The sequence below is a fragment of the Paenibacillus sp. NFR01 genome (assembly GCF_900111565.1).
Taxonomy (GTDB): domain Bacteria; phylum Bacillota; class Bacilli; order Paenibacillales; family Paenibacillaceae; genus Paenibacillus_AQ.
The window spans coordinates 225,200-247,035 of sequence record NZ_FOIK01000004.1; the positions used below are offsets into that span (position 1 = coordinate 225,200).

The 21,836-nt window shown below is 53.3% G+C and carries 29 protein-coding genes; 5 read left to right on the forward strand and 24 right to left on the reverse strand.

What is annotated here, in order from left to right; genetic code table 11:
* Window positions 1–132 precede the first annotated feature (132 nt).
* A complete protein-coding gene (locus BMW84_RS18235; protein WP_091070864.1) occupies window positions 133–1,857 on the forward strand; it encodes a CPBP family intramembrane glutamic endopeptidase in 1,725 nt (574 codons plus the stop codon).
* Window positions 1,858–1,957: 100 nt separating this feature from the next.
* Here the strand turns inward: BMW84_RS18235 and uvrC are convergent, their stop codons facing one another.
* Both uvrC and trxA read right to left on the reverse strand, forming a co-directional pair.
* Window positions 1,958–3,946: an excinuclease ABC subunit UvrC gene (gene uvrC, locus BMW84_RS18240; RefSeq protein ID WP_091071178.1), complete on the reverse strand. Its 1,989-nt coding sequence runs from the start codon at window positions 3,944–3,946 to the stop codon at window positions 1,958–1,960.
* A 174-nt stretch (window positions 3,947–4,120) separates the two neighbouring features.
* Complete coding sequence (trxA, locus tag BMW84_RS18245) at window positions 4,121–4,438, reverse strand: thioredoxin (RefSeq protein WP_091070866.1); 318 nt, start codon at window positions 4,436–4,438, stop codon at window positions 4,121–4,123.
* 305 nt (window positions 4,439–4,743) lie between these two features.
* Here trxA and BMW84_RS18250 point away from each other — a divergent pair, with 305 nt between their 5' ends.
* Window positions 4,744–4,899 (forward strand): YqzM family protein, encoded by a 156-nt coding sequence (locus tag BMW84_RS18250; RefSeq protein ID WP_091070868.1) that lies wholly within the window; start codon window positions 4,744–4,746, stop codon window positions 4,897–4,899.
* Between the two features lie 115 nt (window positions 4,900–5,014).
* Here the strand turns inward: BMW84_RS18250 and dnaI are convergent, their stop codons facing one another.
* From dnaI to BMW84_RS18265, 3 genes are all read right to left on the reverse strand, one after another.
* Complete coding sequence (gene dnaI, locus BMW84_RS18255; protein WP_091070869.1) at window positions 5,015–5,971, reverse strand: primosomal protein DnaI; 957 nt, start codon at window positions 5,969–5,971, stop codon at window positions 5,015–5,017.
* A gap of 18 nt (window positions 5,972–5,989) precedes the next feature.
* The gene (locus BMW84_RS18260) at window positions 5,990–7,537 is read right to left on the reverse strand and encodes a DnaD domain protein (RefSeq protein ID WP_091070871.1); all 1,548 of its coding nucleotides are present in this window, start codon (window positions 7,535–7,537) and stop codon (window positions 5,990–5,992) included.
* A gap of 238 nt (window positions 7,538–7,775) precedes the next feature.
* Entirely contained in the window at window positions 7,776–8,072 is a 297-nt protein-coding gene (locus BMW84_RS18265; RefSeq protein WP_091070873.1) for a YuiB family protein, read from the reverse strand.
* A 222-nt stretch (window positions 8,073–8,294) separates the two neighbouring features.
* Between BMW84_RS18265 and hemQ the strand changes: the two genes are divergently transcribed.
* Window positions 8,295–9,047: a hydrogen peroxide-dependent heme synthase gene (gene hemQ, locus BMW84_RS18270; protein WP_091070874.1), complete on the forward strand. Its 753-nt coding sequence runs from the start codon at window positions 8,295–8,297 to the stop codon at window positions 9,045–9,047.
* A gap of 75 nt (window positions 9,048–9,122) precedes the next feature.
* Here the strand turns inward: hemQ and BMW84_RS18275 are convergent, their stop codons facing one another.
* A complete protein-coding gene (locus BMW84_RS18275) occupies window positions 9,123–9,380 on the reverse strand; it encodes a hypothetical protein (protein WP_091070876.1) in 258 nt (85 codons plus the stop codon).
* 1 nt (window position 9,381) lies between these two features.
* Window positions 9,382–10,575, reverse strand: coding sequence for an NAD(P)/FAD-dependent oxidoreductase (locus BMW84_RS18280; protein WP_091070878.1), 1,194 nt, complete (start codon window positions 10,573–10,575; stop codon window positions 9,382–9,384).
* A 311-nt stretch (window positions 10,576–10,886) separates the two neighbouring features.
* Between BMW84_RS18280 and BMW84_RS18285 the strand changes: the two genes are divergently transcribed.
* Window positions 10,887–11,888, forward strand: a complete 1,002-nt coding sequence (locus BMW84_RS18285; RefSeq protein ID WP_091070879.1) for an NAD(P)/FAD-dependent oxidoreductase — start codon at window positions 10,887–10,889, stop codon at window positions 11,886–11,888.
* Window positions 11,889–12,032: 144 nt separating this feature from the next.
* Here BMW84_RS18285 and BMW84_RS18290 read toward each other — a convergent pair whose 3' ends face one another.
* The 10 genes from BMW84_RS18290 to BMW84_RS18335 form a co-directional block, all read right to left on the reverse strand.
* The gene (locus BMW84_RS18290) at window positions 12,033–12,176 is read right to left on the reverse strand and encodes a sporulation histidine kinase inhibitor Sda (RefSeq protein WP_091071180.1); all 144 of its coding nucleotides are present in this window, start codon (window positions 12,174–12,176) and stop codon (window positions 12,033–12,035) included.
* 307 nt (window positions 12,177–12,483) lie between these two features.
* The gene (locus tag BMW84_RS18295; RefSeq protein ID WP_091070881.1) at window positions 12,484–13,146 is read right to left on the reverse strand and encodes a YheC/YheD family protein; all 663 of its coding nucleotides are present in this window, start codon (window positions 13,144–13,146) and stop codon (window positions 12,484–12,486) included.
* A gap of 233 nt (window positions 13,147–13,379) precedes the next feature.
* Window positions 13,380–13,838, reverse strand: coding sequence for an 8-oxo-dGTP diphosphatase (locus BMW84_RS18300; RefSeq protein WP_368086728.1), 459 nt, complete (start codon window positions 13,836–13,838; stop codon window positions 13,380–13,382).
* A gap of 81 nt (window positions 13,839–13,919) precedes the next feature.
* Window positions 13,920–14,423, reverse strand: a complete 504-nt coding sequence (locus BMW84_RS18305) for an NUDIX hydrolase (protein ID WP_091070884.1) — start codon at window positions 14,421–14,423, stop codon at window positions 13,920–13,922.
* A gap of 34 nt (window positions 14,424–14,457) precedes the next feature.
* Window positions 14,458–15,090: a pyridoxamine 5'-phosphate oxidase family protein gene (locus BMW84_RS18310; protein ID WP_091070886.1), complete on the reverse strand. Its 633-nt coding sequence runs from the start codon at window positions 15,088–15,090 to the stop codon at window positions 14,458–14,460.
* Window positions 15,087–16,094 (reverse strand): phosphotransferase, encoded by a 1,008-nt coding sequence (locus BMW84_RS18315; RefSeq protein WP_091070888.1) that lies wholly within the window; start codon window positions 16,092–16,094, stop codon window positions 15,087–15,089. The genes BMW84_RS18310 and BMW84_RS18315 overlap by 4 nt, the downstream gene beginning before the upstream one ends.
* 20 nt (window positions 16,095–16,114) lie before the next feature.
* Window positions 16,115–16,546: a VOC family protein gene (locus BMW84_RS18320; protein WP_091070890.1), complete on the reverse strand. Its 432-nt coding sequence runs from the start codon at window positions 16,544–16,546 to the stop codon at window positions 16,115–16,117.
* Window positions 16,547–16,572: 26 nt separating this feature from the next.
* Entirely contained in the window at window positions 16,573–17,040 is a 468-nt protein-coding gene (locus BMW84_RS18325) for a GNAT family N-acetyltransferase (RefSeq protein WP_091070892.1), read from the reverse strand.
* Between the two features lie 2 nt (window positions 17,041–17,042).
* Entirely contained in the window at window positions 17,043–17,483 is a 441-nt protein-coding gene (locus BMW84_RS18330; RefSeq protein ID WP_091070894.1) for a hypothetical protein, read from the reverse strand.
* 2 nt (window positions 17,484–17,485) lie between these two features.
* Window positions 17,486–17,917 (reverse strand): VanZ family protein, encoded by a 432-nt coding sequence (locus tag BMW84_RS18335; protein ID WP_091071181.1) that lies wholly within the window; start codon window positions 17,915–17,917, stop codon window positions 17,486–17,488.
* 85 nt (window positions 17,918–18,002) lie between these two features.
* On the opposite strand from BMW84_RS18335, the gene BMW84_RS18340 reads away from it, so the two are divergent.
* Window positions 18,003–18,260 (forward strand): excalibur calcium-binding domain-containing protein, encoded by a 258-nt coding sequence (locus BMW84_RS18340; protein WP_091070895.1) that lies wholly within the window; start codon window positions 18,003–18,005, stop codon window positions 18,258–18,260.
* A 12-nt stretch (window positions 18,261–18,272) separates the two neighbouring features.
* On the opposite strand, the gene BMW84_RS18345 is transcribed toward BMW84_RS18340, so the two are convergent.
* The 7 genes from BMW84_RS18345 to BMW84_RS18375 are packed head-to-tail and all read right to left on the reverse strand — an operon-like array spanning window position 18,273 to window position 21,829.
* Window positions 18,273–18,806: a hypothetical protein gene (locus tag BMW84_RS18345; RefSeq protein WP_091070897.1), complete on the reverse strand. Its 534-nt coding sequence runs from the start codon at window positions 18,804–18,806 to the stop codon at window positions 18,273–18,275.
* Window positions 18,803–19,234 (reverse strand): GNAT family N-acetyltransferase, encoded by a 432-nt coding sequence (locus BMW84_RS18350; RefSeq protein ID WP_091070898.1) that lies wholly within the window; start codon window positions 19,232–19,234, stop codon window positions 18,803–18,805. Before BMW84_RS18350 ends, BMW84_RS18345 begins: the two co-directional genes overlap by 4 nt.
* Complete coding sequence (locus BMW84_RS18355) at window positions 19,231–19,713, reverse strand: NUDIX hydrolase (RefSeq protein ID WP_091070900.1); 483 nt, start codon at window positions 19,711–19,713, stop codon at window positions 19,231–19,233. Before BMW84_RS18355 ends, BMW84_RS18350 begins: the two co-directional genes overlap by 4 nt.
* On the reverse strand, window positions 19,714–20,274 hold the full coding sequence (locus tag BMW84_RS18360; RefSeq protein ID WP_091070901.1) for a GNAT family N-acetyltransferase: 561 nt from the start codon (window positions 20,272–20,274) through the stop codon (window positions 19,714–19,716). It lies immediately after the preceding gene.
* Window positions 20,267–20,701: a GNAT family N-acetyltransferase gene (locus BMW84_RS18365; protein ID WP_091070903.1), complete on the reverse strand. Its 435-nt coding sequence runs from the start codon at window positions 20,699–20,701 to the stop codon at window positions 20,267–20,269. The genes BMW84_RS18360 and BMW84_RS18365 overlap by 8 nt, the downstream gene beginning before the upstream one ends.
* Window positions 20,702–20,705: 4 nt before the next feature.
* Entirely contained in the window at window positions 20,706–21,170 is a 465-nt protein-coding gene (locus BMW84_RS18370) for a GNAT family N-acetyltransferase (RefSeq protein WP_175498887.1), read from the reverse strand.
* A 32-nt stretch (window positions 21,171–21,202) separates the two neighbouring features.
* Window positions 21,203–21,829 (reverse strand): NUDIX hydrolase, encoded by a 627-nt coding sequence (locus tag BMW84_RS18375; protein ID WP_091070906.1) that lies wholly within the window; start codon window positions 21,827–21,829, stop codon window positions 21,203–21,205.
* Window positions 21,830–21,836 lie beyond the last annotated feature (7 nt).

Sequence of the window (21,836 nt, forward strand, 5' to 3'; positions counted from 1 at the left end):
CCGCCGCCGACGCCTCATAGATTTGGAGACAGGCATCTGTCCGGTATGAGCGATTTCTTTGTAAGGACTCCCGGATTCGGATTATAATAAGCGGGTATCCTTATGTTGCCAATTCATTCTAGGAGGTGTTTCATGAATCCCGTAGGCCAGCCTTTGAAGCAGCGGCCCATCACTGCCGGACTTCTTGTCGCAGGCATCGTTGGTCTTTTACTTTTTGTTTTGCTCCAGGTTGTTCCCCAGTTTACTACCGGCGAAAGCGAGAACAATACCAAAGCGATCAGCAAAACCGAAGCCCGCAGCATTGCGGCATCATTTGCGGAGGAGAAGCTCGGCGTCAAACCCGCCTCCCGGGACAGCTGGACGATCTATTATGAGTCGGATTCTTCCTTTTACGGATACATGTCCCGCGAAAAGCTGCTCGAAGACTACTCCAAAAACAAGGCGAACCGGAAATACCCTTACGATATTTTCCACGCCGTTCTCGAGCGTCCCGGACATTCGGTGCCGGTGCTCGCCGTTGATCTGAACATGTACAATGGCGAGGTAGCGGGCTTTGCCCGGGGGGCCGACGCCAATGCCGCTCCGGGATATGCTTACGGCAAACTTCCCGATTCGCAAACCGGAAGCGCCTACGGCCTGGAGCCGTCGCAGAATGCGGCTTCGGAGCCTGCGCTTTCGCTGGAGCAGATGGAAGCCCTGGCGCAGCCGTGGCTGCAGGAATGGGGCGCCAGCTCGGCGAAGCTGCCGATCGCGGAAGGCTCGGAGGATTACGGGCTGGTCTATACCGACAGCTCGGTCACCATAGGGGAGGCGCAGCTGCATTATTACTTCCGTTTCCAGAATGAAGAGATTTCCTATTTCCGCGCCGGTTACGCCGCGCCTTCCTGGCATGACCATTATGTAAAAGACCAGACCTCGCTCGCGCAGAAGCTGACGTTGTTCGGCTACGGCCTGCCGACGCTGGCGCTGGGCATTCTCGCGTTAATCTACAGCATCCTGCGCAGACAGCATACCTCATTCCTTCGGGGCATCTTCCTGAGCGCGGCCCATTTCATCATCATGATGGTCAGCACCTATAATATGCTTCCGGAAACGGGCGGCGGCGGGGATCTGGAATCACGGATTACCGCGATCGTGCTGTTCATCGTGTACGCGCTGTACAGTCTCCTGATGTCATCGCTCCTGTACTTCTCGCTGGTCGGCGGGAATGGCCTGTGGCGCAAGGAAGAAGGCATGAATCCATGGCCGCGGGCCAAGGAACCGGGGTACGGCAAATATGTGCTCGACAGCATCCGCGCCGGTTATGTCTGGGCTTTCATTCTGCTGGGCGTGCAGACGCTGATGTTCATCCTCCTGTCGCTGACGCTGCATAACTGGTCCACCACCGATGCCAGCCAGTCGCCGTACAATATGAAATACGGCTGGCTGCTGCCAATAATGGCCTGGCTCGCCGGATTATCCGAGGAGGCGGTGTACCGCCTGTTCGGGATCCGCATGCTCAAAAAAATCGTACGCAGCACCTTCCTCGCCTCGCTGATCACGACGCTCATCTGGGCGCTCGGGCATACGCTGTATCCGATCTATCCGATCAGCTCCAGGCCGATCGAGCTGACCGTAATTGGGCTGCTCTTCAGTTATATTTTTCTGCGTTACGGCTTCATCGCCGCCATGTTCAGCCATGTCGTGTTCGACAGCATCCTGATGGGCGCCACGCTGATCTTCATGCAGGATAAGGTCAATGTCGGCGCAGGAATCGTGACGATCATCCTGCCGTTTATCGTCGGCTATATCGTCTACCGCTTCAATCCGCCGCGTAAAACGCAGGAGCCGCTGCCGGCAAACGATGCCATCGGCTAGAACGCAAAGCAGGCCGCCCCTTAAGGGGCGGCCTGCTTTTTTAAAGGAAGGAGAATGGCTCGAAATCAAAACCTCACTTTGCTGTATGGGGGCTCAATGGTTATGATGACGGTTCTTCGTCCCGCAGCGCCTGAAGAATCTCTCTCGCCAGCTTGTCGCCGATCGACAATGGGCGGAAATCCTCGACGCTCGCTTCCTTGATCTTCTTCAGCGAGCCGAAATGCTTCAGCAGCAGCTTGCGCCGCTTCTCCCCGATGCCGGGAATGGAATCCAGCTTTGAGGTCACCATCGACTTTGCCCGCTGTTCGCGGTGGAAGGTGATCGCAAAGCGGTGGACCTCATCCTGAATGCGCTGCAGCAGATAGAACTCCTGGCTGTCGCGCGCCAGCGAGACCGGCTCCGCTTCGTCGCCGACCAGCAGCTGCGCGGTCCGGTGCTTGTCGTCCTTGACGAGACCGCAGACCGGAATGAAGAGTCCCAGCTCGTTCTGCAGCACGTCCACTGCCGAGGAGATTTGCCCTTTGCCGCCGTCGACCACGATCAGATCGGGCATGGGCAAATTCTCCTTCAGCACGCGTTCGTACCGGCGCCGGATGACCTCGCGCATCGTTTCGTAGTCGTCAGGCCCTTGCACCGTGCGAACCTTGTATTTGCGGTACTCCTTGCGATCCGGCTTCCCGTCGGTAAACACCACCATCGCCGAGACCGGATTGGCGCCCTGAATGTTCGAGTTATCGAACGCTTCGATCCGGTGCAGCGATTCCAGGCCCAGGCTTTCGCCCAGGCTGCTGGCGGCGCCGGAGGTCCGCTCCTCATCGCGCTCGATGAGCCGGAATTTCTCGTCCAGCGCGACCCGTCCGTTCTCGCAGGCCATACCGACCATCTGCTTCTTCAGCCCGCGCTTCGGCACCAGCACCTTGACGCCGAGCCATTCCTGCAGCGCGGCGGCGCCGGACAAGGCCTCTGCGGCGTTCGAACCCGCTTCGGCCGCCAAGGTCTCGGACCCCTCTTCCGCCGGGTCCGGGGCCGCTTCCTCCGCGTCAAGCGCTGCGAGCGCGGCAACGTCGAAAGCCGCGCCGGGCGCTCCGCCTGCTTGCGCGGCCGCTGCCTCCGCGTCGCCGTATGGCGCGGCGGCGCCTTCGGCGTCGGCAGCCGGCAGCTCGCCGTCCGGCAGCAGAATCTCCTGCGGCAGCGCCGGATTGTCGCTGTAATACTGCGTCACGTACGAGATGAAATCGCTGTACGCTTCGCCGTAGAACGGGAACACCGAGGAGTGGCGCTGGATCATTTTTCCCTGGCGCATATACAGAATCTGCACGCACATCCAGCCCTTGTCGACGGCATAGCCGAATACGTCGCGGTCCCGCGTGTCCGAAGTCGTGATCTTCTGCTTCTCCATCAGCGCGTCGATATGGATGATCTGGTCGCGCAGCTCCTTCGCCCGCTCGAAGTAGAGCTCCTCCGCGGCTTCCTCCATCTTTTTCTGCAAATCCTTCTTGATCGCTTCATGCCCTCCGCCGAGAAAAGAAGAAATGTTCTGCGTAATCTCGTCGTATTGCTGTTTCTCCACGTCATACACGCAAGGCGCAAGGCATTGGCCCATATGATAATAGAGGCAGACTTCCTTCGGCAGCACGTTGCATTTGCGCAGCGGGTACATGCGGTCGAGCAACTTTTTGGTCTGCTGGGCGGCGTAACCGTTCGGGTACGGGCCGAAATATTTCGCTTTATCTTTAAGCACCCGGCGCGTCACTTCCAGACGCGGATGTTTCTCGTTCGTAATTTTGATATACGGAAACGTCTTGTCGTCCTTCAGCAGCACGTTGTAACGCGGCATATGCTTCTTGATCAGGTTGCACTCCAGAATGAGCGCCTCCATGTTGCTTCCGGTTACGATATATTCGAAATCCGCAATGTTCGCGACGAGCCGCTGCGTCTTGCCGTTATGGCTGCCCGTGAAATACGAGCGCACGCGGTTCTTCAGCACCTTCGCCTTCCCGACGTAAATGATTGTGCCTTCTTCATTTTTCATCAGGTAACAGCCCGGCGAATCGGGCAGAAGCGCGAGCTTGTTGCGGATATTGTCCATGTAATCCACTGTTTTCCCCACCCTTGCTTGGCTAAGAAAAACTCCTGCCGGAGTCTCCTTTTTTGATGGTTGCCCTCATACTCTACATCTTAGTTTAGCACACAAAACGCCTCCGGATAAACCGAAGGCGTTGGGCATGGCAGGGCCGGAGCCCCGTTCAAATTCAACTGGAAATTATTGATGTTTAGCGACGATATTTTTCAGGGAGTCCTTGGAGTTCAGTCCCACCACTTTGTCGACCGGTTGGCCGTCTTTGAAGAAGATCAGGGTAGGAATGCTCATTACGCCGAAGCGGGAAGCCGTTTCCGGATTCTCATCGACGTTCAGTTTGGCGATTTTTACGCCGTCTCCCAGTTCGCTGGACAGTTCTTCGAGGATCGGAGCCAGCATTTTGCAAGGTCCGCACCAAGGTGCCCAGAAGTCAACTACAACAGTCCCTTGACCTTCCACTTCGCTGCCGAAGGATTGGTCAGACACGTTTACGATAGCCATGATAATATTCCTCCTTTAATTTTACGAAGCTGATGTCCGCAGCAGCGGCCGGATGGCGCAGGCGGACACTTCGCCGGATTGGTGGATAAATTGTTCTTGTAAGTAGGATAACCAAATTACCATTTACCGACACATGAACAGTATACCATATCGGGTTCCCTTTGTATAACATTTCATAAAATTAGATTGCATAAAATCTATTTTCTCCGCGATTCCTCTTCTTTACAACTGCTTTCGGGCTTCGTATACTTGAGGAAAGCGCATTAATTGTCAATGACTTCTCTCACACTAAGGAGGAAGAAGCAATGGAGACGAAAGCGCAGGTCCGTGACCCGCGGGAACATATCAACGAAGAACCCCGCAATGATTTAGGCGATCTGATGAACGGTTTTTTCGGGATGGCCGGACTTTTGACCGTCATTTTTTTCGGCATGGTCATTATCAAGTTTTTGGCGGAGTAAAGCAACTCCAAGGTGAAGCTTCCAACCGTTATTCGCGTTCGTCCTCATGTGTCGAGGCAAACAATAAACCGGCTCTCCATCGGGGGAGCCGGTTTATTGTTGCCGCTATTTTGCGTTAATATCCCGCGCCGCGCTGGTTGTCGCCATGCAGCGGAATGACGTCCACGAACGGGGCGATCCGGTTCATTAGCCGCTGCCCTTTGTACACCTCTTCGCCATCCTTGCTCGTGAAGCTGAGATGCTTCTCCAGTCCGTCCAGCGGATAATTGGAGGTATAGAAGGTCGGCTTGCGGTTCATACGGTAATTCAGAATCGCGCCGAGCACATGGTCGCGGGCCCACGGATTGAGATTCTCCGCGCCGATGTCGTCAAAGATCAGCAGATCGCAGCTTTTCAGCGTATCAACCGTCTCCTTCAGCTTCTGGCCGTCGGTCATGATCGACTTCAAATCTTCAATGAAATCAGGCATGTACACAATAACGCCGCTGTACCCTGCTACCGCCAGCTCATGCAGCAGATAGCACATCAGGAACGTTTTGCCGGTCCCGAAGGAGCCATGCAGGTAGATTCCCTTGGAGGTCAGGCCATTCTCCTTCACTTCGGCAATATAATCGAATATTTTATTGACGGCAGTGACCCGGCGAGGATCCTTGCCCATAATATCAATTTCATCGTATCCGCCGTTCAGCACCCGCTCGTCCACATAAAAGCTGCGGATGCGCCGCTTGATGTTATCCTGCATTTCCTTGGCAACTTGCAGGTTGCACGGCGTCTTTCGTTCGTACAAATCGGTTTTGCCGTTGACGGTCTCGACCGCCAGCTTGCTGTAGTGGCCGGGAAAATTGTTCGGACAGTTCTCCAGCCCCGGGCAGTTCGCGCAATTGCGGCTCTCCCCCACGTACTGGTACAGCTCGCTAAGGTGGAGCCGCAGCCGGCTCTCATCCAGCTCGGGATGCTCTGCCTGCAGCTGCTTGACCAGCGGATCGCCGAACAGCTGCTGCTCCAGATCGCGGGACCGCCGGCGCAATGCCGGATTGTTCATCGAGCGCAGCACTTCGCCCATCGATTCCATCGCCGCACCTCGCTTTCTTTACGGCGTCCCGGGGACGCCTTTCTTCTTGCTGGCCTTGATTTCGGCCGCCTTCTTCATCATCGCCGCGAACTCTTCTTCCGATACGGCGCCGCTCGCGCCGTCGTCCAGAACAATCGGAATCTCCGGCTTCGCCGCGCGAGCCTGATTTTTCCCGTAGGCGCGCGGTCTGCCGGCCGCAGGCGCGGAGCGCGAACCCGCCGCATCCTTGCCCCTGCCTTTGACTTTGGCCTGATCGCGGATGTACTTGACGGCCTTTTCGTACGTCGTGACCTGCTTCATCAGCATGTTGGAGGCGATCGCCTCAACGAAATTCGCGTTCATCCGCTGTTCGCCATCGGATGCCATCATCGTCATCAAATAATGGATCAGCACGTTGATAACTTCCCCGTTCAGCTTATAATTCAAATCCAGGTTCACGAAAATGTCCATCGTCTGCGGAGGGACCGTTCCCGGGAAAAAGGTTTGCAGCAGCCGGGTATAAGGTTCGTTGCGCAACATCATATTATATTGGTGGATATCGCATTTGGAGATAAACTGCGGCGGCACGTCCACATAATATTCCATTTCTACCGGCTGTTCCGGCACGGTGATCGGTTCTCCGCTCTCGTCGGCGGCGGAGCGCAGCGCGACCACCTTGGCGGCAGCGATTTCCCGGCGCTCCTGGCGCTTCTGGTCCTGGCGGAAATGCTGGCTCGCTTTATGCTGCAGCGTATCGAGAATAATCTCGCCGTCCGGTGCAAACATCCCGTCCTCATCCAGCAGGCGGCATAAATCCTGCGGGCCGAGGCCGTATTTGCGGGCCACATAATTGATTACGCCCATCTGCGCATGATCGAAGCGCAGCTTCTCCACATGGGCACGGTTCACCGATTCTCGGGGAAAACGGAGAATGAGATCACTGTACCCGATGGCCGAGGCTTCGGTTTCACGGGTTCCGGATTGGCGCACCGTAGCAACCTCCGCCAGCGCCTGCTCCAGCTCGTAATCAATGACATGCGTATTTAACTCGAAAATATCATAAAAGGGCAGCGATATATTTTCTTTTTGAACCGAGCGGCGGCTCCATTCCTCCGGCTGGGGCGTCCAGAACTGCTCGCGCAGCGACAGAACGGCGAATTTGCCGATCTTGTCGCGCAGCAGCAGGGTCAAATGCTGGGTTGCGAAAAAATCCGCCGGCGAGAGCGGCGCCAGCAGCTCGTATTCGTACAGATAGTCATCGGTTTCCGGCACATAGATGCGCGAGGTCTGCAGCAGCCCCACCGCTTCCAGCCGGGAGGCCTGGTCTACAAGGTATTTGCGGCCTTTTTCATTCGGCTCGACGCCCAGCGTCAAAAAAAGCCTGCGCTGCTGCTCCACCGGGGAGAAGCCGATGCTTTCCGCAGGGATATGTTCAAACAGCAATCGGTACAGACTGATGGCGAACGCGCCGACCATGGGCTGGTAAACCAGGCCCAGCATGCGTCCGTCTACTTGGCTAAGTCCGAATTCGCGGGAAACGCAGTACCGGTGATGTTCGGTAAAATGATGTAAATGGCTCATACGCATCTGCGGAAATCTCCCCTTCTAGCACGAATTCATATAGAGTTCTATTCTATCATAAAACCAGCGGCCGGAAATGTTAAATAATAACCAAACCAAAAATAACCCCACATAGCGGGGTCTCTGGTTTTGGTGGAAGCGGACTCCTTGCGAAGTCCTTCGGGCGACAAAATCCCACTAATTGATCCGTCCGAAGACTACTGACAAATTAGTGGGATGCTTACGCTTTTTCGCTTATTCGCTTCTAGAACATCTTGTATCCGCCAAGCCGCAGCTTCTGGATCGTCCAGCCGCTTAACACCGCTCCCGCAAGCCCGGCGACGCCGGTCAAATAATCGACGAAATGGAAGGTGGTTAAATGCTCCCAGAGCGTCATCGCGCTGCGGTCCCAGATGGAATAGACCACGACAGGCAGAATAACAAGCACAAACAAGTATGCGGGAAACCAGGTTGTCTTCATCAGCATATTCAGGATAAAGCCAATACCGAACATCATCACAAAGAACAAAACGGCCAACACAAATACAGGAATAAAGCCCACTGTCCGCCATCCCCTCTCTCTATAAAGAACCGCACAAATATACTGTTATATCCGTAAGTTTACTTCAAAAAATGTAACGAAGCAATGAACTTTCCTGCGTGAATCGGTGCACAATCAGGCAAATGGGTACGGAGGAAGTTTGCTCTTGCCGGCCCGCTTGCGATACAATGCTTATAGATTGCCGAAAAGGCCGTACATAAAATGATTTTAAGGAGGATCACCATGAACGAAGCTGCATTGACGCTGGAAGGCTGGTATGCGCTGCATGATTTCCGTTCCATCAACTGGACCGCCTGGACAGAGGCCGACGACGAGGAGCGCGCAGTGGCCCTGGAGGAGCTGCATGCTTTTATGGAAGAATGGGGGCCGGTTGAGGAAGCGAAGCAGGGCAGCACCGCCGTATACGCCATCGTCGGCCAGAAAGCCGATTTTGTCATGATGTTTTTGCGGGAAAGTCTGGAAGCGCTGAATGCGCTGGAGACGGCATTCAATAAAACCGCCTTCGCCCACTTCACGACCAAATCTTACTCTTACGTCAGCATCGTTGAGCTAAGCAATTATAACGGAGGCAACGGCGACGGCGGCGACCCGATGCTGAACCCGCATATCGCGGCCCGTTTAAAACCGATCCTGCCGCAGGCGAAGCATATCTGCTTTTACCCGATGAACAAAAAACGCGAGCTGGCCGACAACTGGTACATGCTCGACATGGAGAAGCGGCGTGAACTGATGCATTCCCACGGCCTGATCGGGCGCGGCTACGCCGGCAAGGTGAAGCAGATCATTACCGGCTCCGTCGGCTTTGACGACTGGGAATGGGGCGTCACGCTGTTCGCGGAGGATGCGCTGCAATTCAAGAAACTGGTCTACGAAATGCGCTTTGACGAGGTCAGCGCGCGTTACGGGGAATTTGGACCGTTCTACGTCGGCAATCTGCTGACACCGGAAAGCTTCGAGGATATGCTGAAGCTGTAAATGTTAATGGCAAGGTATACACAGAAGGGTGAGCTTCCAGACCGGAAGCTCACCCTTTTTATATGATAATAAAATTTATTGATCCTCGTCGTCATCCTCCGCCAGGCGGAGACTCTCCAAATATTCCTCGGTCGCCCGGTCGCGTGCCCGGCTTTTCTCTTTCAGGCGCTCAATCGCCGGCAGGATCAGAATATCAATTTCTTTCTGCACATGATAAGCCAGATCGTACTTGTTCTGATCTTCGAGGTACGTTCCGGCTTCAATCAGCCCGTTATAACGGTCAAGCTCTTCCCGCGTCAACAATCCGCGGACCTGTACGCTGCAATGACGCATCTTAGAAGAATCTTCCCTTCTTCAGCACGAGCGTAATGCCGCCGATGATGAACAGGTACCGCAAATCCACCAGCTTCTTCAGCTGCGCTGCCGACCAGCCTTTGTATTTCTTGTCGCCTACTGCGGCAATGCCTTGACCCTTGCCCAACGAAGCGACGGTGCCCTTGTGGCTGAATACGAATTTCTTCGGCTGCTGGCCGCGGATCGCCGCCACCAGGTTAAACGCGCAGCATTCGCCTTGCTGCATGGCGATTTGCGCCGTCGGCGGATACGGGCGTCCCTCCGGGCTGATCATCAGCGATCCGTCGCCGATAATGAAGATGTTCTCATGTCCCGGAGCATGCAGGTATTCGTCGACCTTGACGCGGCCGCGCATCGCCTCGAAGCCAGCCGCTTCGATCAGACGGTTGCCGCGGATGCCGCCGGTCCACACGATCGTGGACGCTTTGATCTCTTCCCCGGTAGCAAGGATAACGCCGCCCGGCAGGCATTCCTTGATCGCCACGCCCATCTTGAAGGTGACGCCCTTCTTCGAGAGGACCGTCATCGCATGTTCCACAAGTTCTGGAGCGAAGCCCGGCAGCGCGGTCGGTGCTGCTTCGATGTTGTAGATGTTGACCAGATTCGGATCAACATCATATTCCTTGCAGAGCGCCGGAATCCGGTCGGCTAGCTCAGCAACGAACTCGATGCCGCTGAAGCCCGCGCCGCCCACCACGAAGTTAATGTACTCCTGCGCATTGTTTTCGTTTTTGTATTTGGCAAACTGGTATTCGATATGCTCGCGGATCAGGCGCACCGAGTTGATGCTGCGGATCGTCAGCGCATATTTGTCCAGTCCCGGAATGCCGAACGTTTCCGGCTCGCCGCCGAGCGCAATCACCAGATAATCGTAGGACAGCGTGCCGTCCTCCAGAATGACTTTTTTCTGCTGGGTCCGGATCTCCTGCACCGAAGATTTCACCAAATCAATCTTAAATTCATCGATCAGCTTGGAAATCGACACGCGCGTATGCTCGATGCTGTCCGTTCCCGCAGCAGGCATATGTAAATGGGTCGTAAAATAATGATATTCATGGCGGTTTACGAGCGTAACGTCCGCTTCATTATAATTCAGGGCTTTTTGCAGCCGCTGGGCGGTTAAAATACCTCCATATCCCGCACCCAGAATAACTATTTTGGGAATACTGCTCATGTTCCGGCTCCTTCCAACAGGTAAATCTGTCTATGTGTTATTTTTTTTGGAAAAATATCAGCAGATCATCAATTGTTTTTGTGAATTTATACACTTAAATTCAGAAGAAATTCCAATAAAACTTAAAGTAATTCTAAAATAACCATATCTATTGTAAACCTTAGTATCGTTTTAATCAAACACATTCATTCCAAAAAAAACGCGCGTTTTTCAGCATAATTGCTATCTTTGCAGGCCGCCTTCACATTGCTTATAATAAGAAAGGATGTAAAGTGGCAAATTGAATATATCAACTCGGAGGTGTAATATTCGTGACAGGAGAACAATCCGGCGCTCCCATCAGCGACCTTATCATTATAGGCGGAGGCCCCGCCGGCATGTTTGCAGCCTTTTACGGCGGAATGCGCCAGGCATCGGTTACATTGATTGAAAGTATGCCCCAATTGGGAGGGCAGCTTGCTGCTCTTTATCCCGAAAAATATATTTACGACGTAGCCGGCTTCCCGAAGATTACCGGCCAAGAGCTTGTGGACAATCTGTCCCGTCAGATGGAGCTGTTCCAATCCGACATCCGTCTTGAGGAGAAAGTTCAGTCCGTGCAAAAACGGGATGAGCGGCATTTCGTCGTAACCACCGATAAAGCGGAATACCACAGCAAAGCCGTCATCATTACGGCCGGCGTCGGCGCTTTTGAACCCCGCCGTCTGGAGCTGCCGGAGGCAGCCCGCTTCGAGAAGGCGAACCTGCATTATTTTGTAAGCGATTTGAATGCCTTTGCGGGTAAAAAAGTGCTGATCAGCGGCGGCGGCGACTCCGCGGTGGACTGGGCTCTGATGCTGGAGCCGATCGCCGAAGAAGTGACGCTGATCCACCGCCGCGACAAGTTCCGCGCGCATGAGCACAGCGTGGAAAACCTGATGAACTCCAAAGTAAAGGTCATCACGCCAACCGAAATCACCGCGCTGCACGGAGACCAGTTCATCACCAAGGTGACCTTGTCCGACGTCAAAACCAAAGCGACCCAAGATATTGAAGTCGACAGCGTCATCGTGAACTTCGGCTTTGTCTCCTCGCTGGGACCGATCGCCGAGTGGGGGATTGAAATCGACAGCAATTCCATCGTCGTGGACTCGCGCATGGAGACCAGCATTCCGGGTATTTTCGCCGCCGGCGACATTACGACCTATCCGGGCAAGCTGAAGCTGATTGCGGTCGGGTTCGGCGAAGCGCCTACGGCTGTCAATAATGCCAAGGTATATATTGACCCCGATGCCAAGCTGTCCCCGGGACACAGCAGCAGCCTGAAGCTTTAATCTTTGAACCGCAGCAGCATCTCTGAAAAATAAAAGGGTATCTGATCAGGCTGACGAGAATCGGCAATCTGACAGATACCCTATTTTTGTGCTGCGTGCGGCTTGTTTTTTGGGCGGCTAGTGCAAAGTAAAATGCTTTGCGTTTCAGTGAAGAACCGCATGTTCTGGAGAGTGTAAGTTCCGTTTGCGAATTTCAGCGAGCAATAGAGCTATGAAGTCATGCTCCAACTGCAGCTCAATCGCCCTAAAATAGGAATCAAGCAACATCTCATCTGACAATTCAACCATAACGTTCACCTACCTTTCCTTTTTTTGAATCTGAATCTATCATATCAAACTAGCATTTTTCGAACAAGCGTTCCCACTATCCACAAGCGACTGTGGAAATCCTGTGCATAAAATGTGTGTAAGGTTCATAAAGCTCGATACTTCGCGGTGGACGATGGGGATAAAAGTTATACACAGCCTAAAAGCTACACTATGCGACGTAAAAAAACTTTTTATTTGTTCATAAATTAGAAAATTTTCCCTCATAAAATGACAACAGCCAAACGCAATTCTATCGCATTCCCGGGCGGGTCGTCAATTCTTTTTGTTATTGTGGACGCGTGTTTACTTCCAGAATCCAGATGTGCCCGTTATGGTCGACGGCATAGTCGAACCCAAGCTCCCCGATCCCCGGAAAATGGCGTTCCATGCTCTCGATGCACACCAGCGTCAGCCGGCGCATTTCCGCTTTTTTGGCGGATGTCCGGACGCGCGGCAAGGATCTGCGCAGGCCCGACCGGCAGCTCATCATGGTACCGCCCTTGCATAGATTGGTGACAAATAACCCCGGGCGCGCCAGCCGTCCGACCATGGAGCGGAACTCCCAATGTGCCCCGTTCTTGACGACTTTGACCCGATAATCGATCGGCCGCCCGGCGATCCGGGCCAGCGAGATGCCCTGCTGCATCAAATATCGTCTTCTTAACTTTACGCGTTCCAACGCTCTCCGCATGGTGCCAAAATCGCTGTAAACGCGTGTGGACGACATGTAGGTGAATCCATACCCGCGCGCATCCCGAAACACTTTGATGACCCCGTGCCCGCCGCCGCCTACGACAGGTTTGATCACCACATTTCCGTATGTTCTCAGCATTTGCAGCAGCCCTGCCGGGCTGTATCCCTTCGTTTTTGGAATGTAACCGGCAATCCGCGGATCGCTGAGCAACGCCTCGGTTTTCAGCCATTTGCTGGCCAGCTGTCTTCCCGCCATTGTCCTCCCTCTCCTTTCGCCTCCTAGCCTACCCTATACTGTACTCAGAAAAGCGCCGTGCTTCCTGTATGATTGTCCGTGTAAGAAGGCGCTCACAGCAAAAAAGGGCATATGGCGTACTGCCTTATGCCCCGGGAGTTCGGCCGGGCGGTCTATGAAGCGGAAATCCATAGCCTATTTAATCATCAATCTTTCGGCTGCAGTTCAGGTCTTAACCCTCTCTGCCTCTTTTTTCAGCAGAGGATGACATGCTCTTCGGCCATCCCATCCTCATACCGGTCCATATGCGTCTCGAAGCAGCCTTCTCCCAGCAGCAAAGGAATTCTCCGCCGGAAGTTCGCCTGCATTGGAATATGCTCCAGCTCGGAGAGCGGAATCCAGCTTGGCTTGCCTTCCCGGCTCTCCGTCTTTAACTCTCCCGAATATTCATACGTTATGTAATTAAAAATCATATACCGTTCGTCGCCCGGATTCATATATTCGGCAATTCCCTTAAATTGCAAATGGGATACGTCCAGCCCCGTCTCTTCCTTCACTTCCCGGATGGCGCACTGGATCGGACTCTCCCGGAACTCGACGCGGCCGCCTGGAGCAATGAACCCCCGGAAGTCGCCATGCTGCCGGTCGAGCAACAGGAGCCCGTCTTTTCCAATAATCAAACAAACCGTATACAGCTTAATGTTCTCCGCCATGTTCATTCCCTCTCGCTGCACCGCCTTCGCCGATCTTCGGACCTGAGCTAATACTCACCTGGGTTCCCATCCTTTCTAACTTCAAGCATGCCGCTCGTCCTCGATATCGTAGCCATGCTTCACCGTTCCAAGGACAGGAAAACGCTTGATTAACGCCTCCACTACCGGCTTGACCGGCGGGCTGATCTCCGCAGGAAGTTCCGCAATATCGAAAAAGCGGTATTCCTGACTCTCCTCGTCCATCTTTAATTTGCCGGAATAGCGGGTACAAACATATACGACATCCAGGTTATGCACCTCATCGCCATTCGGGTAGATGTAATGCAGCCGTTCTCCTGAGAAAATATCAAAGATACTCAGCGCGTCCGCCGTCAACCCGGTCTCTTCCCGCAGCTCCCTGCGCGCTGTCTCTTCCGTGCTTTCCCCCAGGTCCATGCCGCCGCCGGGAAAACACCAGCAGCTGTTATCCGTCCTTCTCAGCATCAGCACCTGTCGCTGACCATTCAGCACGATGACGCTCGCACCGCATAGCAATAACGGTTTGTGCCCGATAAGTTTGCGCATTTCCTGCACGTAACCGCCCAAAGTTCACCCCTCCTTTTCGCCGTTCGTTATCCTTTTAGTACAGGCGTTTGGTGTAGCTTTCCTGCTGGCTGGCCCGGATGGCTTCCTCAGTGAACTTCTCCGACTTGACATGCGCAGCCAGAATCGCCGGCACGGACGGCAATTCTTCCGTCGCCATCCAAGACGAAGGCTCCCATAGATGGGAACGCATAAAAGCCTTCGCGCAGTGGATAAAACATTCCTCCACCTGGACGCCGATCCCGAGCAGCGGCCGCTTCTCCTTGGCTTCCATCCGCGCCAGAATGTCCTCATCGCGGATAATAAACGCCCTGCCGTTGATCCGCAGCGTCTCCTTCAAGCCGGGAATTACGAATACCATTCCAACCTGCGGATTCTCCAAAATATTGCGCAGGGAATCGATTCTGCGGTTGCCCTGCCGTTCAGGAATGACCAGATGATGATCGTCCACTACCAGCACGGATCCCGGCGCATCGCCCCGCGGCGACACATCGCAGAAGCCAGCGGCATCGGAGGTCGCCAGGAAAAACAGCGGCGACAGCCCGATAAAATTCCGGCAATGCTCATCGAGATGCCCGATGACCTTTTTCTGCACAAGTTCACTCGGATACCCCAAAAGCGCACGAATTTCTTCCTCGGACGTGATGATCTCTTGAAATGGATGATTCATAAGCTGTTCCTCGATTCTTGGTTAGTTATACCGGTCATGCCCCGGTAGGCATCCAGCGACTTCGAGACCAGCTCCTGTTCCTGAATGCCGTAATGCGTATAAAGTTTGACCGGGAAAAAAATGCCCTCCATGATGGCCGTGCGGACATCTGCCGCAAACTGGGCATCATCGTAAATCTCTCTTATGTGTTGGTTGAGAGCTTGGTAGTACTGATCGAAAATACGGAACGTCGCTTCCGGGCCATGAAACAGGTCATGCACAAACAACATCATTAAATCCTCGGTGCATAAGCCAAGCTTTACCGCTTCCAGATCAATGAGGCACAACTTGCCCTGCGTGCTTAACGGATATAATAGATTGCCGACGTTCAAATCGCCATGGATCAGCGTCGTATTGCGGAATGCCGCAACCCGCTCCATATGGGCCGGGGCTTGTTCACGCAAACCGCTTAGGCTTTCCTCATAAAGGCCAAACTGTTCATCGCCAAAAGAGTAGGGATTCCGCTTTTTAAACTCCTGGTAATCCCGCTCCAGATATCCAAGATGCCGGAGGTATTCTTCGAGATTGGCCAAATGCTGCGGCGGAGCTATTTCGCGGCTGCCCCATGAAACCGCATGGAACTGTGCAATGCTTTCGATTATAGCTGCCCGCTTAACCGGATCGACAGGTACCTCCCAGTCAGCCAGGCTGCGGTGCGTTTCAGCCAAGTGATCCATCAGCAAAATGCTTTCTTGCGCGGACGGATCATAATCGTTGTAATAGACTTTCGGAAGCGGTACGTCCTTACCGGCGTAATGCTTGTACATTTTATTCTCATAGGTTAGCGCTTCCGATGCTGTGCATTTCTCAACAAGCGCAAGGGAGCCATGCGACTGTTTCCGCACATCAAAGCGGGTGAGCGCGGCGCGGTCCCGCCGGTCATGTCCGGTAGCTTGGATATTTTGAATGCCGGAAACGCCGCTTAATTGCAATGCCTCACGAATCTGCTCTTCCTGCAAAGGCATATGGTCTGCTCCCCTCCCTTCTAAAAGTCGATCATCGCTCCGTACTCGTTAAACACCCCGGTCGGATTCCAGGCGACTTCCCACAGGTTATTTTCCGGGTCCATAAAATGTCCCGTCCGGCCGCCCCAGACCGCATCATGCGGTTCCTTGAGGATTTTGCCGCCTTTGTCCCGGATCTGGCTCATCACATTATCGACCTGGGCAGCTTCGGTTACGTTCAGCGACAACGTTACGCCTTTAAACGTTCCCGGAGTCTCGCTCAACTCAAGACCCGCGTCCTCCAGCATCGACTTCAGCGGATAAATGGACAGCAACACGCCGGCCGTCTTGAATACGGCGTAATCATCCGAGCTGATTTCCGTTTCCGCCCAGCCCAGACCCAGATAAAATCTGCGCAGTACCGCCACATCGTAAGCACCGATCGTCAACAAGCTGATTTTTGCCGGTATCATGATTGGATTCCTTCTTTCGAGTAATGTTAGGCTCCGTCTAGTCCAAGCTCCATGGGTATGAAGCGGATGCCATGGACCGCCTGTTCTTCCTGAACGGGAATGAACCCGTTGCCGCGGTAAAAACCGACGGAATTGGGCGATGAATTCACCGTTACCGTCTTGGCTCCCAATTGTTCCAGATACCCCGCCGCATGCCGAAGCAAACTTGTCCCAATGCCCGCCCCGCGGAAATCATTATGGATAAAAAGCATGGAGATATGCTGAACGTTCCTCACTTCGATCATACCGGCGAGCCGCCCGTCACAGTAGGCAACAAACATCTGATGATCCTTGCCGAATCTCTCTTGAACGGCCCTCGCGTCGATAAACTTGTAAAACTGTTGAATGCCTTCGGGGGTGTACCATGGAGCAATCTGCTCGTCAAACGATTCATGGACCAATTGCAGGATCGGCGCCAATTCGGTAATCCCCGGCGTACGGATATCCGTATTCATTACTATTTTACACCCCCCGTTTCCGCTCGCTGCACGATAATATAGCTATTCCGGTTAAAGGGCAGCCAGGTCTGCCATAGTGCCTGGAGCTCGCCAATGGAGATTTTACGGTTATACAGCGTCTCCTTGCAGTTGGCCCTATACGCCAGCGAATCCGCCAAGTAAAAAAACACTTCATCATAGCCCACGACCGGCACAAAATGCAGATAGCGTTTGCCAGGAACTTCGCGGATAAAAGTCCCGAAGTGTCTCAGAACATAAGCGCTGGAGAATGCGGCGCATTTAACATGCTGCTGCAGGTCAACCCGGTTGGCGGAGGGAATGAGATGAGCAGGAGGAACGGTGCGGGAGAGGCCGGAGTCTTTTTTCGGAAAAGGATAATAGTAGAGCAAAATCAACGCCGTAGCTGCAACCCATATTAATAGAAGGGAAATGGCTAACATTGCTATTGCCTCCTCTCACGAACCCATTTCGTTTGGCCGGCTTGGCAGATGCCGTACCCGATCGCAGCCCCGGCAGTATTCAAAATCACGTCGTCGACGTCAAAAGTGCCCCGCAGCGACAACATCTGCACCAGCTCCAGCAAGAACAGCGCAAAAATGAAGCCTGCAATGAACCGGCCCCAAGACACTCGGACAATCATCGGCACGGCCAATCCAAACGGAATAAACACGCCGATGTTACCAAGCAAATTGATTGCCGATGCCCGCAGATTGAAATCGTTCACGTTCAAATACTGCTTCATGGTATGAAACGGAATCAGGTTGTACGTATATTCTTCAAGCCGATGCGAGCTTCGGCCGAACCCCCAGAACATCCAGTACAGCAGCAACAGCAGGTATGCGGTGATGAGCACAACAATGATTTTTCTAAGCATGGTATTCACTGCGATTAATCTCCTGGTTGAAAAGGGAATGTTTTCTACTTATTATATTCTTATTCTATGAGAGGGGGAAACGTAGATGAAGAAGAAACTCATCGTAATATGCGGCATCCTGTTGCTGGCATTAAATGCTTCTTCGGTAAATGCGGCAACAAAAGCCGAGAAATTTAAAAACTGTACGGAACTGAATGGGGTATACAAAGGCGGCGTCGCCCAATCTTCGGACGTCAAAAACCAAGGCGGCAAAACCAAATACAAACCTTATGTATCCAAAGAGCTTTATGATCTAAACCGCAAGATGGATCGGGATAAAGATTTGATTGCCTGTGAAAAATAACCGGGCCAAACATCAGTCCTCCAGCTTATACCCGTATTTATCCATCAACTTATGGGATAATCCCAGCGCTTCCTGCCGGTTCTGCGCGGGTGCGGCAATCATAAAGCCGTCGGACGGCGACCAGGTTTTGGCGTCCCCGTTCTTGAGCACGTTGATGCTGAATTGTGTAAGGTCATCATTGGCGAAAAACATGCCATAAATGTATCCGTCGGCGGTTACCGCCCCCTGATCATTGATGGTACGAAAGCCGGAATAAACTGGACTGGCGTTCTCTCCATCGTACATAATCTCCAGTGCGCTCCGGTCATTCGGCACTTTGGGAACACTGTTTCCGGTAAAGTCGATCGTTCCCCGAAATGATTTTTTACCGGTTACATGACTTCGCAGCTTACCGTCGATATGCACTTTAACCTTCTCCGCCATCTGCTCGTTGCCCAGTTGATAGTAAACTCCTTCCAGCGTGACTTCGTAGTGCTTGGGCGTGAAATACCAGATTCCAAAAGCAGCCACGATCAGGGCCAGTACGGCGAGCATCTTGGATTTCATGCTTCCTCCTTCATGCTTTTCGTCATTACGGCTTCTGTTGTTACTGCGTAACCGGCTTTGCTATAGGCTTTTTGAGCTTGCCCGTTGCTTGCACTCGTCAGGATTTTGACCGAATCCGCCCCCCGTTTGGCGAGTTCTTCTTCCAGGCACCGGATTAACCCCTGCGCATAGCCGTTTCCGCGTGCTTCTTCCCGGACATACATTTCCGTAATTTCGCCTTGCAGCTCCGAATAGCAAAAGGATTGGAAGAACTGGGCGCACGCAAAGCCGACAACAGTATTGCCATCGACCGCCACAGCCACGAGTTCATTCGAGTGCCGCAGGCTATTGATCACACCGGGAGGGTCCCGCTCTACGCCGTTGAACAAAACATTCAGTTCGCTTAGTGCCGCCGCATCTTCTTCCGTCGCCATCCGGATCGTCGTCATCGGCTCGCTTCCTTCAAGTAGAACAGAATGCCCGCCCGGTCCACATCCGAAAATTGCAGCGGATCCTCCGCCATTAACACAGCCAGTTCATCGACGGCAATCCAGCGGATTCCCGTAGTTTCATCACCAGCTCCGAGCAGTTCTCCTTCCGCTCTGCAGCGGAAATAATACCCGGTCGAATCCACCGGCCCGCGGACCGTCTGGTACACGGCAAAAGGGCGCAGGCATTCCACCTCAAAATGGGGATTCAGGCCGCAGGTGTCGATCCGGCTCTCGCTGCCTTCAACAGTCACCACCGTCAGTCCCGTTTCTTCATACACCTCGCGCTTTAAGGCTTCGAGAATAGGTTCATACATGTCCAGTCTCCCGCCGGGCAGCTCCAGCGCCTGTTCATTCTTTTTATTGCGGGTCTGAATCACAATTTCCGTGGTCCCGTTTATGCAGCGTTCAATAAAAGCTCTGGCATTTACATAGAACATCTACAAATTCCCCCCTACTTTCACTGTCGCCCACTCGTCCGCCAATATCGCGTACTGATAGGCATCATGCCATATCGGCCGGCCATCGTCGGTGCTCCGGAAAAAAGCTTCCTGCAAGAGATGTCCCTCGCGGCGCATCCCTAAACGCTCCAGCAGCTTCCACGACGAAGCGTTGTCAGGATTACACATGGCAATGATCCGGTGCGCGCCCAGTTCCTCAAAGGCATGCTGCATCACACGCCGGCTGGCTTCCGTGGCATATCCGTGGCCATAATAAACCGGGTTAAAAATATACCCCAGTTCCCATGTTCTGAACTCCTGCGGCCCCGTTTGGTTGAAGTAGATGTGGCCGATCATTTTTCCAGTATCCTTTAACACCGCCGCCAGAAAAATGTCGCCGCCCGACCGCTCCGCCGCCATTTCCTTGCACTCTTCCGGACTGCTCACCGAACCCGGTTCAAATCGCAGGACTTCTTCTATCGATAAATACTCGTGCAGATCCTGCCAATCCTCCGGCCGGAAATTCCGCACTACCAATCGTTCTGTCTCCAGATTAATCATAGGATTCTTGTCTCCTTATGTACTGAATCATTCCCGCACTGTACGCTTCACTCGGTCTCTCCATAAACCCGAAGCGGGTGTAGAACTCTTCCTTGCCTTTGGCTGACATCAGCCCGACCATGCCTCCAGGCGGACAAATTCCGGTGACATACGCCATGAGTTCCGTCATGATTTTACTGCCGAGTCCCATTCTCTGATAAGCGGGCAACACGATAAGATCCTGGATATAAAACGTAAACCCGCCGTCTCCGATAACTCTTCCATATCCAACAATTAGTCCTTCATGCTCTAAACAAACGGCAAATAACGTATGATCGAGTCCAGCCTGAATAGCCGCTTCATCTTTAGGGCTGCCCCAGCCCACCATCTCTCTTAACCGGATATAATCCGCTGCAGGAATTTGCTGCTTAAGCACTTTTATACTCATGAGTTCACGATCCTTTTGGCTTCAAAAGGTAGGCACGCGGATAAAAACCGTATTTCGCATAAAAACGAAAAACCTGTTCATTGCCGAACAATACCGAAATGCCGATGTTATGCACGCCTTGCCCGCCGAGCCAGCGCAGCATCCGATCCATCAGTTCGTGTCCAAGACCGCAGCCTCTATATTCATCCAAAACATACAAGGAGTCGATCTCGCCTTGGCCTTGCTGATCTATCGAAGCGATGCCGTACCCTACAAGCGTATCAGCCGCCCCCTCTTGCACAAGAATGACCTTTAGAGAACCTAATTCCGCCCGTTCCCGCAGGGCTTTGACTCGATCATCATATGTATTTTTTGCTATCTGCTCTGCAAAATGAACGGATAACGCAGCGTGATGATCCCTTAGCCGCTCCCATAAGGGCCGGACCTGTTCCAGCGATGTATGATCGGTGTCCACATATCTGATGCCCAATACGCTTCCCTCCTCAATTCATCACAGATTGCTTATTTATTGGCTTCGACCTTATCAAATAAAAGCTGGTAATATGCATCGTCATTCGGCGTGAAATCTTCCAGAGCCATCGTCCGGATTTCATTCTCATACGTTCCGCTCGCTTCTTCAATTCTGAAGCCCTCCGCGGATACGGATGCCCGGATACCGCCGATCAGCTCCTTGAACTCCCGGTAATCGACGAAGTACAGCCCGGACACCTCCGACTCCTGAACCCGGTAATCCTCCAGAGGCAAATCGCATTTGTACAGGAAGACGTGGTTGAACTCCCGGTCGATCAAATCCTCTGCCAAAACATACTCTTGCGCCACTCTGCCGCAGTAGATCAGATCCTTGAAATCAACGGATAAACCCAGTTCTTCTTCCATCTCGCGCACGCCGTCTTCCGCGCTTTCGCCCGCCTGCAAATGACCCGCACACGAGATATCCAGCAGCGACGGAAAAATATCCTTGTCTTTATGCCGAAGCTGAAATAGCAGCCGAAGCCCATCGCCGGCGTGATTCAGAATCCAGCAGTGGAAGGTCTGATGCCATAGCCCTTTGGCGTGCACCTGGTTGCGGCTCTCTTGCCCGATCTTGCGCATTGTTTCGTCAAAAACATCAAAAATCTCCGTTTGCATCGCCCGA

What these genes read in the sequence shown, in the direction of transcription:
- trxA (WP_091070866.1), bottom strand. Translation starts at nt 4,438, where the DNA reads ATGGCTATCGTAAACGTGTCTGACCAATCCTTCGGCAGCGAAGTGGAA.
- BMW84_RS18330 (WP_091070894.1), bottom strand. Translation starts at nt 17,483, where the DNA reads ATGTTAGCCATTTCCCTTCTATTAATATGGGTTGCAGCTACGGCGTTG.
- BMW84_RS18310 (WP_091070886.1), bottom strand. Translation starts at nt 15,090, where the DNA reads ATGAATCATCCATTTCAAGAGATCATCACGTCCGAGGAAGAAATTCGT.
- BMW84_RS18340 (WP_091070895.1), top strand. Translation starts at nt 18,003, where the DNA reads ATGAAGAAGAAACTCATCGTAATATGCGGCATCCTGTTGCTGGCATTA.
- BMW84_RS18365 (WP_091070903.1), bottom strand. Translation starts at nt 20,701, where the DNA reads ATGAGTATAAAAGTGCTTAAGCAGCAAATTCCTGCAGCGGATTATATC.
- hemQ (WP_091070874.1), top strand. Translation starts at nt 8,295, where the DNA reads ATGAACGAAGCTGCATTGACGCTGGAAGGCTGGTATGCGCTGCATGAT.
- BMW84_RS18300 (WP_368086728.1), bottom strand. Translation starts at nt 13,838, where the DNA reads ATGGCGGAGAACATTAAGCTGTATACGGTTTGTTTGATTATTGGAAAA.
- BMW84_RS18275 (WP_091070876.1), bottom strand. Translation starts at nt 9,380, where the DNA reads ATGCGTCATTGCAGCGTACAGGTCCGCGGATTGTTGACGCGGGAAGAG.
- BMW84_RS18350 (WP_091070898.1), bottom strand. Translation starts at nt 19,234, where the DNA reads ATGACGACGATCCGGATGGCGACGGAAGAAGATGCGGCGGCACTAAGC.
- BMW84_RS18355 (WP_091070900.1), bottom strand. Translation starts at nt 19,713, where the DNA reads ATGTTCTATGTAAATGCCAGAGCTTTTATTGAACGCTGCATAAACGGG.
- BMW84_RS18345 (WP_091070897.1), bottom strand. Translation starts at nt 18,806, where the DNA reads ATGAAATCCAAGATGCTCGCCGTACTGGCCCTGATCGTGGCTGCTTTT.
- BMW84_RS18250 (WP_091070868.1), top strand. Translation starts at nt 4,744, where the DNA reads ATGGAGACGAAAGCGCAGGTCCGTGACCCGCGGGAACATATCAACGAA.
- BMW84_RS18375 (WP_091070906.1), bottom strand. Translation starts at nt 21,829, where the DNA reads ATGCAAACGGAGATTTTTGATGTTTTTGACGAAACAATGCGCAAGATC.
- BMW84_RS18320 (WP_091070890.1), bottom strand. Translation starts at nt 16,546, where the DNA reads ATGATACCGGCAAAAATCAGCTTGTTGACGATCGGTGCTTACGATGTG.
- dnaI (WP_091070869.1), bottom strand. Translation starts at nt 5,971, where the DNA reads ATGGAATCGATGGGCGAAGTGCTGCGCTCGATGAACAATCCGGCATTG.
- uvrC (WP_091071178.1), bottom strand. Translation starts at nt 3,946, where the DNA reads ATGGACAATATCCGCAACAAGCTCGCGCTTCTGCCCGATTCGCCGGGC.
- BMW84_RS18315 (WP_091070888.1), bottom strand. Translation starts at nt 16,094, where the DNA reads ATGCCTTTGCAGGAAGAGCAGATTCGTGAGGCATTGCAATTAAGCGGC.
- BMW84_RS18260 (WP_091070871.1), bottom strand. Translation starts at nt 7,537, where the DNA reads ATGCGTATGAGCCATTTACATCATTTTACCGAACATCACCGGTACTGC.
- BMW84_RS18235 (WP_091070864.1), top strand. Translation starts at nt 133, where the DNA reads ATGAATCCCGTAGGCCAGCCTTTGAAGCAGCGGCCCATCACTGCCGGA.
- BMW84_RS18295 (WP_091070881.1), bottom strand. Translation starts at nt 13,146, where the DNA reads ATGGCGGGAAGACAGCTGGCCAGCAAATGGCTGAAAACCGAGGCGTTG.
- BMW84_RS18335 (WP_091071181.1), bottom strand. Translation starts at nt 17,917, where the DNA reads ATGCTTAGAAAAATCATTGTTGTGCTCATCACCGCATACCTGCTGTTG.
- BMW84_RS18360 (WP_091070901.1), bottom strand. Translation starts at nt 20,274, where the DNA reads ATGATTAATCTGGAGACAGAACGATTGGTAGTGCGGAATTTCCGGCCG.
- BMW84_RS18280 (WP_091070878.1), bottom strand. Translation starts at nt 10,575, where the DNA reads ATGAGCAGTATTCCCAAAATAGTTATTCTGGGTGCGGGATATGGAGGT.
- BMW84_RS18325 (WP_091070892.1), bottom strand. Translation starts at nt 17,040, where the DNA reads ATGAATACGGATATCCGTACGCCGGGGATTACCGAATTGGCGCCGATC.
- BMW84_RS18290 (WP_091071180.1), bottom strand. Translation starts at nt 12,176, where the DNA reads ATGGTTGAATTGTCAGATGAGATGTTGCTTGATTCCTATTTTAGGGCG.